At 38.8% G+C, this 13,170-nt stretch carries 11 protein-coding genes; 4 read left to right on the top strand and 7 right to left on the bottom strand.

Features of this window, described 5'->3' with window-relative positions:
- Positions 1 to 4: 4 nt before the first annotated feature.
- From EZY12_19945 to EZY12_19935, 3 genes are all read left to right on the top strand, one after another.
- Positions 5 to 733, top strand: coding sequence for a response regulator transcription factor (locus tag EZY12_19945; protein ID QSX67000.1), 729 nt, complete (start codon positions 5 to 7; stop codon positions 731 to 733).
- Between the two features lie 198 nt (positions 734 to 931).
- Positions 932 to 1,570: a cofactor assembly of complex C subunit B gene (locus EZY12_19940; GenBank protein QSX66999.1), complete on the top strand. Its 639-nt coding sequence runs from the start codon at positions 932 to 934 to the stop codon at positions 1,568 to 1,570.
- A gap of 581 nt (positions 1,571 to 2,151) precedes the next feature.
- On the top strand, positions 2,152 to 2,670 hold the full coding sequence (locus EZY12_19935; GenBank protein ID QSX66998.1) for a DUF456 family protein: 519 nt from the start codon (positions 2,152 to 2,154) through the stop codon (positions 2,668 to 2,670).
- A 197-nt stretch (positions 2,671 to 2,867) separates the two neighbouring features.
- Here EZY12_19935 and EZY12_19930 read toward each other — a convergent pair whose 3' ends face one another.
- The gene (locus EZY12_19930; protein QSX66997.1) at positions 2,868 to 3,530 is read right to left on the bottom strand and encodes a HEAT repeat domain-containing protein; all 663 of its coding nucleotides are present in this window, start codon (positions 3,528 to 3,530) and stop codon (positions 2,868 to 2,870) included.
- Between the two features lie 84 nt (positions 3,531 to 3,614).
- Positions 3,615 to 4,073 carry a CBS domain-containing protein gene (locus tag EZY12_19925; GenBank protein QSX66996.1) on the bottom strand — a complete coding sequence of 153 codons (459 nt, stop codon included), beginning with the start codon at positions 4,071 to 4,073 and terminating at the stop codon, positions 3,615 to 3,617.
- Positions 4,074 to 5,112: 1,039 nt separating this feature from the next.
- Between EZY12_19925 and EZY12_19920 the strand changes: the two genes are divergently transcribed.
- The gene (locus EZY12_19920; GenBank protein ID QSX66995.1) at positions 5,113 to 5,373 is read left to right on the top strand and encodes a hypothetical protein; all 261 of its coding nucleotides are present in this window, start codon (positions 5,113 to 5,115) and stop codon (positions 5,371 to 5,373) included.
- A 19-nt stretch (positions 5,374 to 5,392) separates the two neighbouring features.
- On the opposite strand, the gene mutT is transcribed toward EZY12_19920, so the two are convergent.
- The 5 genes from mutT to EZY12_19895 all read right to left on the bottom strand — a co-directional run bounded on the left by mutT (position 5,393) and on the right by EZY12_19895 (position 12,980).
- Entirely contained in the window at positions 5,393 to 5,806 is a 414-nt protein-coding gene (mutT, locus tag EZY12_19915) for an 8-oxo-dGTP diphosphatase MutT (GenBank protein ID QSX70748.1), read from the bottom strand.
- Positions 5,807 to 5,903: 97 nt separating this feature from the next.
- A complete protein-coding gene (locus EZY12_19910; protein ID QSX66994.1) occupies positions 5,904 to 6,248 on the bottom strand; it encodes a DUF760 domain-containing protein in 345 nt (114 codons plus the stop codon).
- A gap of 247 nt (positions 6,249 to 6,495) precedes the next feature.
- Positions 6,496 to 7,452, bottom strand: coding sequence for an RNA polymerase sigma factor, RpoD/SigA family (locus tag EZY12_19905; GenBank protein ID QSX66993.1), 957 nt, complete (start codon positions 7,450 to 7,452; stop codon positions 6,496 to 6,498).
- Between the two features lie 1,209 nt (positions 7,453 to 8,661).
- Positions 8,662 to 11,916 (bottom strand): carbamoyl-phosphate synthase large subunit, encoded by a 3,255-nt coding sequence (carB, locus tag EZY12_19900; protein ID QSX66992.1) that lies wholly within the window; start codon positions 11,914 to 11,916, stop codon positions 8,662 to 8,664.
- 509 nt (positions 11,917 to 12,425) lie between these two features.
- Complete coding sequence (locus EZY12_19895; protein ID QSX66991.1) at positions 12,426 to 12,980, bottom strand: DNA starvation/stationary phase protection protein; 555 nt, start codon at positions 12,978 to 12,980, stop codon at positions 12,426 to 12,428.
- Between the last annotated feature and the right edge of the window lie 190 nt (positions 12,981 to 13,170).

The raw sequence follows: 13,170 nt of genomic DNA, 5'->3' as shown, positions 1-13,170 counted from the left end.
AAAATTGGAAAGTCATAAAGAAAAAATCCTGGTAGTAGACGACGAAGCCAGCATTCGGCGGATTTTGGAAACACGCCTTTCCATGATTGGCTACGATGTGGTGACAGCAGGGGATGGAGAGGAAGCTTTAGAAATATTTCGCAAATCTGAACCAGACCTAGTAGTTTTAGATGTAATGATGCCAAAACTAGATGGTTATGGCGTTTGTCAAGAATTACGCAAAGAATCAGATGTCCCCATTATTATGCTCACAGCTTTGGGAGATGTAGCAGATCGCATCACGGGCTTAGAATTGGGCGCTGATGATTATGTAGTGAAACCATTCTCTCCCAAAGAACTAGAAGCGCGGATTCGCTCAGTATTGCGACGGGTAGACAAAACAGGTGCAAATGGTATTCCTAGTTCTGGAGTGATTCATGTCAGCACCATCAAAATTGATACAAATAAGCGTCAAGTTTATAAAGGTGATGAGCGGATTCGCTTAACTGGTATGGAGTTCAGCTTATTAGAATTATTAGTTAGTCGTTCTGGTGAAGCTTTTTCCCGTTCCGAGATTTTGCAAGAAGTATGGGGATATACTCCTGAACGCCATGTAGATACTCGCGTTGTAGATGTACATATCTCTCGGTTACGGGCAAAATTAGAAGATGATCCTAGTAACCCAGAATTAATTCTCACTGCTAGAGGTACTGGTTATCTTTTCCAACGCATACTAGAACCAGGGGAAGAGTAGTTGACAGTTGACAGTTGACGGTTGACGGTTGACGGTTGACGGTTGACAGTTGACAGTTGACGGTTGACGGTTGACAGTTGACAGTTGACAGAGAAGAAGTAGGGGAAGTAGGGGAGGTGAATAACCCAATGACCAATGACCAATGACCAATGACTAATGACTAATGACCAATGACTAATGACCAATGACCAATGACCAATGACTAATGACCCTAATCGAATTTTACGGCGTTTACCCTTAGTAGTTGGGGGTTTAGGTGCTGTACTTTTGTTAATGAATCGGTTGTTAACACCGGATCTGACTAACTCCCAAGCACGGGGAGATGTGCTGGGGGTAATTTTGAGTGCGGTATTGATTTTAACGGGTTTAATTTGGCAACAGGTACAGCCACGCACACCTGAAACAGTAGAACTAATTGGAGAAGAGGGATTTTTTTTAGCAGCAGATTTACCAGAAACCGTGAAAATAGAATTAGCCTGGGCAACGCGGTTATTATTAACAAATACAGTCACGCGATCGCTTATAGTCTACTATCAAGGTAAAGTTATATTGCGTCGCGGTATTCTGGCTGCTAAATCAGAAGTGACACCAGGAATAATCTTAAAAAAAGTATTAGAAACACAAAAGCCAATTTATTTAGTTGCTTTGTATGTCTATCCTGGTAAAATCGAATTTGATTATTTGCCAGAAAATACTCAAGGTGTAATTTGTCAACCTATTGGAAATCAAGGGGTTTTGATTTTAGCTGCAAATGCTCCCCGCAGTTATACAAAACAAGATGAAAACTGGATTGGGGGAATTGCTGATAAGTTGGCTGTAACCCTTGGTAATGAGTAATAAATTTTGTCAGCAGTAGGTTGGGTTGACTGAAGAGAATGTTTATAAAGTATTAAGTTGTATCAAGAGATCCCCCCTAACCCCCTTAAAAAGCTACGGTGTACACACATCTCTAGACAGGATGCTAAACGTTATCCGATCCCCCTAAATCCCCCTTAAAAAGGGGGACTTTGACTCTAATTCCCCCCTTTTTAAGCTATCCATTACCCACATCTTTCTTAACAATCTTGAAACATTTATGTGGCAACGGTTTCAACGCTTGAAAATTTCCCTACTCTTGACAAAATGTACCTTATTCTTCTTGATAAAACCCTTATTTTATTGAGAATCATCAACGGAGGATTAAGGTTTGGGGTTTGAGAGCGATCGCTCTCACGAATGTTAAGAAAGATCCCGGTAATGGATAGCTTAAAAAGGGGGGAATTAGAGTCAAAGTCCCCCTTTTCAAGGGGGATTTAGGGGGATCTCAATACTTTAGATACATGACGAAGGACTTTTAAAACATCCTGTAAGGAAACCCAACATTTTTTCAACTTTGTTGGGTTGCGCTGTCGCTTAACCCAACCTACTATTTTCTAATTATGCAAATTATTTATTGGCTGTTAATTGCTGTCATGTTAGTAGGTATTATTGGTGCTGTAGTTCCAGCTATACCTGGAAGCAGTTTAATTTTAATATCTATTATTATCTGGGGAATTGTCAGTCATTCCTTTGCAGCGATCAAAATTCCCCTGATTGTCACAATTATTGTTTTAGTCTTGAGTATGGGTGTTGATTTCCTCGCGGGTTACATCGGAGCAAAACAAGCCGGTGCTAGTAAGTGGGGACAAATTGGCGCGTTTGTGGGTTTATTACTGGGATTTTTCGGATTATTGCCTGCTTTACCTTTTGGTGGACCCTTATTAGGAATTTTATTCGGACCACTGTTAGGAGCGATTGTGGGTGAGTTTCTTTACCAACGTCAATTATGGCCTGCGGTGAAAGCTGGTATAGGAATTACCGTCGGAACAGTTGTCGGGAATTTAATTCAAGGTGTCTTAGCTATCAGCGCGGTTGTAGTCTTTTTACTGACGACTTGGCCGCAGGTATATGGTGGTTAATCTCAGATCCCCGACTTCTCTAAGGATACCGCTGGTCATTCAGGGGTATCACCCCTCACCCCTACGATTTTATAGGGTTTACGGTGTAATCATAATTATGCGATCGCTTGCCGAAAACCTTGTTTTATCGTGGGACTGGGGGGTGTGACCCCCTATTTGCCAGCAGTATCCTCTAAGAAGTCGGGGATCTATAAGATTTAAACTAATTCCAAAGCTTTTTTAGCTTCATTAGATATGGCTTCTACTTCGTCATTTACCAAAGTTGCTAAAACAGATTTAGCTTCATCATTGCCCAAGCGAGTTAATGCTTGAACAACTCTATAACGCACTTGCCAATCTGGATTAGTGCTGTAAGGAACTAGGAGAGGAACTGCTTTTGGATCTCCCAACTCACCAAAAGAACTAATGGCCGCAGTTTGAATTAAGCCATTATCTGAAGCCAGTGCTTGTATTAGTAATTCAAAGCCTCGCGGATCTCCTAATTCTCCTAATGTGGCAATAATGCTAAACTTTACCAACCATTCTGGTGTTTTCTGATAAAGCTTTTCTATATCTTCAAAAGCGTCATGTAATTTTAGCGCACCTAAACAGTCTGCTGCGGCTGCTTGAACATCTGCTTCAGGATCATTCAGTAAACCCCGTAATATCTTCAAGGATAATGGTAAATCCTGTGTTCCCAGGGTATCCATTTGACTTACCGCTGAATAACGCACCCGCGCACTACTATCACTAATAGCAATCTGTACTAATTCTAAACCAATTTGTGGTTCTAGTTCCCGAATTTGATTGACTGCACGCAAGCGATCGCCTAAATTTTCAGAACTCAGTAACTCTTTGATACTATCAGCCGAAACACTCATTTAATTGTCCTTTGTCAGTGGTCAGTTGTCAGTTGTCAGTTGCAAAAGAATATTTGTGTACCCTATTCCTCTACTCCCCAATATCTACTCAGTAGCCATAGAGCGAATAATATCACCACGAGTTAGAATACCAATTACCTTACCCACACTGTCAAGGACTGGGAGACGGTGAACTTTGTGTTCTTGTATTAGTTTTGCTGCTTCTCTTAATGGTTTATCAGGAGAAATAGTAAGAGGATTTTTACTCATAACTTCCCCTACAGTTTGTCCTAAAGCCTTATGTAAATCTCGGTCATAGGTGGCAGGATTTTGTAAATAAATCACACTATCCAAAATCATGATGTAAGCTGGGGGAGTGACACCAGTTTCTTGCCACATCAAGTCTGTTTCTGAGATAATTCCTACTAATTTACCTGCATCATCAATTACAGGTAAACCGCTAATTCGTTTTTCTGCTAAAATTTGGATGGCTTCTTTTAAGGGAGTTTGAGGATGAACGAGAATAGGATCACGACTCATCACGTCAGCAACGGTTTTAGACATTTTTTTACTTACACCTTTTATAAAAGTCTTTTTAACTATTGTAGAAAATCATCGTTGATAAATAAATAATTTTAATTAATTTTAATGGATTGTGGCTGTGGATATTTTTGTGATTTAAATAAATTCAACCTCATGGTTATTTGATGAATTTGTCTGAATCAGGATAACCAGGATTAGAGGATTGACAGGATTGTTATTTGATGATTGATAGATGAGATTCATATATTTATTCTTCCATCTCACTTCATGAATATTCACTTTTCTCTATACTAATCATTAACAACTAACCAATAATTAAACAATCACATCCTGTACATCCTTAAATCCTGGACATCCTGATATGGCTTACGCCACGCTTCGCTATCAGACAATAATTTTCCATCTCACTTCATGAATATTCACTTTTCTCTATACTAATCATTAACAACTAACCAATAATTAAACAATCACATCCTGTACATCCTCAAATCCTGGTCATCCTGATTCTGACAATAATAGCACACGCCAAACCCTCATCCTCACCAGTCATACATTAACCATTCCCCCGGAACTACAAGAAGAAGTTACAGTTATTGATTTTCCCTTACCCAACATCCAAGAAATTGATTATTTAATTCATCAATTAATAGTCCCCGAAAAACTTAACTTAAATGGACTAGGAAAAGAACAATTAATCAAAGCCTGTCAAGGATTAAGTCGCGCCAGAATTAGAAGAGTTTTAGCCGCAGCTTTAGCAGCAAAAGGACAAGTCAACGAAACAGATATTGATAGAGTATTAGAAGAGAAAAAACAAGCAGTTAGACAAACTGGAATCTTAGAATTTTACACCGCCAATGAATCATTAAAAAACGTCGGTAGCTTAGAGGATGTTTGAAAAGTATCAGAATTAATCGAGATCCCCCCAACCCCCCCCTTACAAAGGGGGGCTAAATTCCTCAAAGTCCCCCTTTTTAAGGGGGATTTAGGGGGATCTGCGGGTGTTAGATACCACACGAAAAAGTTTTCAAACAACCTCTTAGATATTGGTGAATTAGGTGATATGTCACAAACGGAAATTGCTTTTGATGCGTCGGGAAGAATGACCAGCAGCACTCTTGAACATCAAGAAAGTTATCGTTCCCTAGATAGTCAAAATCAACAGGTTTGTGTGGCAAAACTTAACCCTCCAGGAGAAGCAGGATTTGATAGAATATCTGTGTTATTTGAAGTTGATTCTCGACGGACTTTATTAGCAACTGTGAAAGATTTATTAACGGGAGAAATATTAGTTAATAAAGGAGAGACTTATAAATTAAAATAATTCAGAATAATCATTTTTATTAATCCTTATTCCTCAAAGCTGCAATAATTTCCCTATTCGCTTCTGGAAAAGTAAAATTATCCAATTCATCCAAACTTACCCAGCGAATCTCATCACATTCTATGGCTTGGGGAACACCAGCTAAATATTGAGAATGATGTACCGTCAAAGTCACCCGCAAATGACTATAGGTGTGATCAATAGTAATCAGATGTTTTCCAACGGCAATTTCTATTCCCAACTCTTCCGAAATTTCTCGTTTAATACATTCTTGAATAGTTTCACCAACTTCAATTTTTCCCCCCGGAAATTCCCATAAACCACCCATTGCACCTTGGGGAAGCCGTTTATCAATTAAAATCTGTTTTTGGTCATTCCAAATAACAGCAACACCAATAATTTTATGAGGAATAGAAGAACTACTTTCATTCATATAATTACCCATTACCAATAAATAACAAAAAAACTCGGTAGACTGATTATATCTCTACCGAGTTGATATTTATTTTGATAATTTTTCTAAAAGAATATTATTCAACTTCGCTATTATTAGCTTCTGTTGCCTGTACAACCATCTCAAAACCCATTCTTTGTTCTGCATTCCGCAAAAAGTAACCACTAATCATCGCAGATGCCAATAAGCGACCTAAGCTTTCACGACTAGTAGAAATAGTAATACCGAAATGTTCTGAAGGAAGATTGCCTAAAAGTCCAATAATATTCCGTTCCATTACCTGCAACACTTCAGTAGAAGTAGGTTTAGATAATTGGTTAATTGTCTCTGGAGTTAATGATTTAACGTATTGCCATAATAAATTAGTTGCTTCCGACTCACTATTAAAAAATTCTGATACTCGATTGGATGGGTTACTCATGTTTGACTCTCCTGTACTGCCACTACTAACGACGGTGTTTGTGACTGAAATAACTGATAGTTATTGCCTATTCGATTTAGTTGACTATTATATAATTTATGTCAACCAATCTAACAGTTTATTCCTTTCGAGGGAGTCGGTGTAACCGTACCAAAATGGGAGTGTTTTTCACCTATTAGTGAGTATGGGTGGGGAAACTCCACCCATAAAGCCGTAAGAAAACGGATCATTGACTAATAACAACTGACTAACTTGCAAGATACTCATTCATAGTGGCTTTAGATTTGCGAAGTTTGTTTAAGGCTTCGCGTTCAATTTGTCGGACTCGTTCTCGGCTAATATTCAGGATTTCACCAATTTTAGCCAAAGTTAAGGATTGTCCATCTACCAAACCAAAGCGGAGACTAATGACTTCCTTTTGTTGGGGAGTCAGTTCTGACATCATCCGTTCTAAGTCATAGGATAGGGAAGTTTGCATCACAAAATCTTCCGGTGTTGCCCCTGTGTCTTCTAACATTTCCCCCAGTTCGGTGTCATAGTTATCTCCTAACCGCAAGTCTAGAGATAATGGCAGCCGGGCTTTTTCTAGATAATCTCGCACCTGTTTGGGTGTTAAGTCCAATTCTTGGGATAATTCCGCTACTGTGGGCGCTCGTCCTAGTCCTTGGGAAAGTTGACGCTGGGCTTTTTTAATTTTGTTGAGTTTTTCCGTAATATGAATAGGTAAGCGAATAGTCCGGGCTTTTTCGGCAATAGCACGAGTAATGGCTTGACGTATCCACCAATAGGCATAAGTAGAAAATCTATAGCCTTTGGTAGGGTCAAATTTTTCTACACCCCTTTGCATACCAATACTGCCTTCTTGAATCAGGTCAAGTAAATCAACATTGCGTTTGATGTACTTTTTGGCGACAGAAACGACTAATCGGAGATTGGCTTCTACCATTTTCCGTTTAGCTATTTCACCAATAGCGATCGCCCCATTTAATTCTGATACTTCTATATTAGAGGCTACTGCCCATTCTTCTACAGTTGGTTCATGGCCTAACTGGGTAGCAAGACCTGCCCTGATCTCATGCAAGGCAGTAGATCGTTGCACCTGTTTACCATAAAAAATCTCTTCTTCGTGGGTGAGGAGTGGTACACGGCCAATCTCACGCAGGTAAGTCCGCACGAGGTCGGTGGCTGATTGAGCGGTCTTCATGGCGCTACTCTTTGGTAATAGTGGGTTTGCTGATAGAGTTGTTAACGGAATAATGTTTGGGGATAGTTACACCCGATAAACTCAGGCTGCTCATATTTTGGGAAATTAGGTACTTCCTCACTAAAGGTTATATTTGTTTCCTTGTTTCCACAAGTATCTATAGTTAGATACACAGTAGCAAGTCAAACATTTTTTGTGTTTTCGGGAATATTAATAATTGTAACATTTATGAGAATAAGTTGACTACCGCGAAACCCGCACTTTCGCAGTAATGCGATCCCACCTAAAACTCTGGAATTACTGAATTACATACATTTACTGGGATGACGATCAATTCTCTAGCGAAGAAATAGCTTCCTCATATTTGTTAAAATATCTCAATGATAACCATAATGATTCTTTTGTAACAATTGCTTAATAATGTCTGAACTGTGATTTTTGTGATTATTTTCATGAAGATGATTAGTTATGAATGATTTCCCCTACTGTCTGAACTATGATTTTTGTGATTATTTTGATGAAGATGATTAATTATGAATAATTTCCCCTACTGTCTGAACTATGATTTTTGTGATTATTTTGATGAAGATGATTAATTATGAATAATTTCCCCTACTGTCTGAACTATGATTTTTGTGATTATTTTGATGAAGATGATTAATTTCGTCTGAAAATCACAAAAATCACAAAAATCAAACAAATCACAGTTCAGACAGTGATTAATTTCTCCTCAAAATCACAAAAATCACAAAAATCAAACAAATCACAGTTCAGACAGTAATTAATTTCTCCTCAAAATCACAAAAATCACAAAAATCAAACAAATCACAGTTCAGACAGTAATTAATTTCTCCTCAAAATCACAAAAATCACAAAAATCAAACAAATCACAGTTCAGACAGTAATTAATTTCTCCTCAAAATCACAAAAATCACAAAAATCAAACAAATCACAGTTCAGACAGTAATTAATTTCTCCTCAAAATCACAAAAATCACAAAAATCAAACAAATCACAGTTCAGACAGTAATTAATTTCTCCTCAAAATCACAAAAATCACAAAAATCAAACAAATCACAGTTCAGACAGTAATTAATTTCTCCTCAAAATCACAAAAATCACAAAAATCAAACAAATCACAGTTCAGACAGTGATTAATTTCTCCTCGAAATCACAAAAATCACAAAAATCAAACAAATCACAGTTCAGACTAATTCATCGGACAATATTCCTGAATCACCTTGACATCCAAAGTTGTATTCTGCATAGAACGGATAGCTGCGGCTGTCGCCCTAGCACCAGCAATAGTGGTAATAATGGGGATTTTGTAACCCAACGCCGTGCGCCGAATTAACTTAGAATCGGCATGAGCTTCTTCTCCAGAGGGTGTATTGATGATGAGTTGAATTTTTTGATTCTTAATCGCATCCAGGACGTGGGGACGACCTTCATGGAGTTTGAGGACAGATTCAATCTGTAACCCTTGTTCCTGAAGAACTTTACGAGTCCCTTGGGTAGCCATAATTGTAAAGCCTAACTTAATAAACTCCTTAACGACATCTGCCGCCAGAGGTTTATCTCTGTCACTCATGGAAACAAATACAGTCCCCTGAAGGGGTATTTTTTCCCCTGCACCTAATTCCGCTTTAGCAAAAGCGCGACCAAAATCGCTGTCAATACCCATAACTTCCCCAGTTGAGCGCATTTCTGGACCCAAGATAGTATCTGTACCGGGGAATTTACTAAATGGTAAAACGGCTTCTTTGACAGCAATATGAGAGGGAATTACTTCTTTGGTAAATTTCACTTCCTCTAAGGTTTTACCCGACATAACTAAAGATGCCAGTTTGGCTAATTGTACACCTGTGGCTTTAGATACAAAGGGAACAGTCCGTGATGCTCTGGGGTTAGCTTCCAAAATATACACTTGGGGAGAATAACCATTTGCCCCAACTACGGCAAATTGAATATTCATTAATCCTACTACAGACAGAGCTTGTGCTAGTTGAACTGTCCATAAGCGAATTTGGCTTAGTACCGCTGGAGACAGGGAGATAGAAGGTAAGGAACAAGCTGAGTCACCGGAGTGAATCCCCGCTTGTTCAATGTGTTCCATGATGCCACCAATGACGACATTACCAGTATGATCGGCGATCGCATCTACATCCACTTCAATGGCGTTTTCTAAGAACTTATCAATGAGAATCGGGTGATCTGGTTCTACTTGGACAGCAAAGGTCATGTAGCGTTCTAACTCAGTATCAGAATAAACGATTTCCATCGCTCTTCCTCCCAATACATAGCTAGGACGCACTACTACTGGATAACCAATCCGTTTAGCCACAATTAAAGCATCTTTGTAACTTCTAGCCATCCCGTTTGGTGGTTGGGCTATATTTAATTTTTGGAGAATCTTTTCAAACCGTTCCCGATTTTCCGCCATATCTATAGAATCGGGTGATGTTCCCCAAATTTTGGTGATACTCTGAGACTCTTCTAAATACTCTTGTAGGGGAACGGCTAATTTTAATGGTGTTTGTCCACCGAATTGGACAATTATCCCCACAGGGTTCTCGGCTTCGATGATATTGAGAATGTCTTCTTTCGTTAATGGTTCAAAATACAGGCGATCGCTGGTATCGTAATCTGTAGAAACAGTTTCTGGGTTAGAGTTGACCATTATTGTTTCATAACCTGCATCATGTAAAGAGTATGCAGCATGACAACAACAATAATCAAACTCAATTCCTTGGCCAATGCGGTTAGGACCACCACCCAAAATCATCACCTTGGGCTTATCAGTTGGTAATACTTCCGTTTCTTCTTCGTAAGTGGAATAGTAATATGGAGTCAGAGCTTCAAATTCAGCCGCACAGGTATCAACGGTTTTGTAAACTGGGATAACTTCTAGCTGTTTGCGATATGTGCGAACTTCATCTTCTTTGGTTTTAGTAGCATAAGCTATTTGGCGATCGCTAAATCCATTCCGCTTCACTTCATACATTTGCTCCTTTGTCAACTGCTTCAAAGGAGTGCGTTTGAGAAATTTTTCTATTTCTAGCAGTTCTTTTAATTTATCTAAAAACCAAGGATCAATTGCCGTCAGTTCATAAATTTCCTCATTACTCATTCCTAGCTGCATAGCATGACGCACAGAGAAAATGCGTTCTGGGTTGGGTGTCCGCAACTGGGCGCGAATTTGTTCCCCACTAGGCAATTTTTCCGCTTTATCGCAACCCCAACCAGCCCGGCCTGTTTCTAAAGAACGCAAAGCTTTTTGAAAGGATTCATTAAATGTCCGGCCAATCGCCATTGCTTCCCCTACAGACTTCATCTGCGTAGTGAGAATTGCTTCTGAACCAGGGAATTTTTCAAACGCAAACCGAGGAATTTTAGTAACTACATAATCAATTGTTGGTTCAAAGCAAGCGGGGGTTTTCTTGGTGATATCGTTTTGCAGTTCATCCAAAGTGTAACCCACAGCTAACTTAGCCGCAATTTTGGCAATGGGAAACCCTGTAGCTTTAGAAGATAAAGCCGAACTACGGGAGACACGGGGATTCATTTCAATCACGACCACATCACCATTGACGGGATTTACTGCAAACTGGATATTAGAACCGCCGGTTTCTACGCCAATTTCCCGGATGATTTTAATGGACATATCCCGTAACCGTTGATATTCTTTATCGGTTAGGGTTTGGGCAGGAGCAACGGTGATAGAATCTCCGGTATGAATCCCCATAGGGTCTATATTTTCAATGGAACAGATAATTACAACGTTATCTGCTAAATCCCGCATAACTTCTAGTTCATACTCTTTCCAACCTAGCAAAGATTGGTCAATGAGAATTTGGGAGACGGGACTAGCGTCAATCCCTATTTGTGCCATTTCTTCAAATTCTTCTTGATTATAGGCTATACCACCACCAGTCCCCCCCATTGTAAAGGCTGGACGGATAATTAAGGGATATGTCCCGATTTGGAGAGCGATCGCTTTTGATTCGTCTAAAGTTGAGGCTGTACCACTGGGACACACAGCCACCCCAATCTTAGCCATTGCTTCGTTAAATAGTTTTCTGTCTTCGGCTTTTTCAATTGCGGGTAACTTCGCACCAATTAACTCAACGTTGTATTTGTCTAAAACGCCATTTTTTGCCAAAGCTACAGCCAAGTTAAGAGCGGTTTGTCCCCCCATTGTGGGCAATAAAGCATCTGGACGTTCTTTGGCAATAACTTTTTCGACTATTTCCGGTGTCAGCGGTTCAATATAGGTACGGTCTGCTGTTTCCGGGTCTGTCATGATTGTAGCCGGGTTGGAGTTCACCAACACAACCTCATAGCCTTCTTCTCGCAAGGCTTTACAGGCTTGAGTTCCAGAGTAGTCAAATTCGCAGGCTTGGCCAATCACAATTGGTCCTGAACCTAACAGGAGAATTTTTTTGAGGTCTTGACGACGGGGCATAGTTTTTACCTTAAATTACAAAAATACAAATCTTGACTATTTTAAAGGTCTTTAACCCCTAATCATCCCATTCCTTAGCAAGTTTTCCGGGTTTTGATCACGGGAAGGGAAATAAATAATGGGAACGGGGGTTTTTGTTGCTGGTTTTTACGTTTTTTTCTCATGCAGAGGCACACAAGAAAATTTAAGTGTTTATTTATTCATTATGGATTATAGCAATAAAGCTGCACAGATAATTAATTTATCTTTCCTTATCTGTGTTCATCTTGTGTTTATCTGCGTTCAATTATTCTAGAAATGATATTATAAAATATTGGCAATTGCTGAATTAAAATAACTCAACTAATTTATTGTTGGATATATAAAAATAATTAGTTTTAAATGCCTGATATAGAAAATGGCAGAAAAGCGTAAGTTACCATTTCTGCCACAAGGGTTCATTTTGTGAAAGTCTCAATTACTAAAATTTTTCTCTATCTTAATTTGGTTAAATTGAGATTATGGAAAGTTTAATTTTCAGCCCTTTGCACAAAACCTAAAGTTAAACTATCTTTAGCTAAGAAATGTGCTAAATGATAAGCTCTTTCTTCCGTTTTTAGCAGGATTTTTTCGTACAAATAGCGTGTACCTCTATCTCCTAAACTCTCAGCTTGTGAGGCTTGACGGCGAATTATCCCAATTAATGCTTGTTCGGCAACTAGGTCATTTTCTACCATCTTCCGGGCAGAAAATACGCCATCTACTTCTGGTTCAAAACAGCATAATTCAGCTAATTTACTGAAACTTGCTGCTGGTATTCCCCCCAAACCATTTAAACGTTCGCCAATTTCATGGATGTGATCTTGTACTTCTTTGTAGTTAGTGTTAAAAAATTCATGTAGTGAACTGAATTCTGCTCCTTCAACTACAAAATGATGCTTTTGGTATTGTAAATACAATGCCTGAAAACTAGCCAATACGACATTAAATCCTTCAACAACGGTCACAGTGACACTGTGATCTAGTAATACGGGATTGTCATAAACCTGACCAAAGTTATGTAATATAGTTTGCGTATCAGACATGGTTTTCCTCTTTTTTTAACAGTTATGATTTTTAACTGCTTACAGTTTACATATTAACATTTTCCAAATAAAAGCAAGGCTACTAAATCTTAAAAACTTTTGGATTATTCGCAATCATAAGTATCAGTTTTTTTGCTATATCTGCCTTTTTAGGTATATATTCAGTATTTATATTGACTTTAATCTCAAA

Origin of the sequence: Dolichospermum sp. DET69 (genome assembly GCA_017355425.1) — a bacterium.
Taxonomy (GTDB): Bacteria; Cyanobacteriota; Cyanobacteriia; order Cyanobacteriales; family Nostocaceae; genus Dolichospermum.
This window is presented reverse-complemented; position numbering and strand designations above follow the sequence as displayed.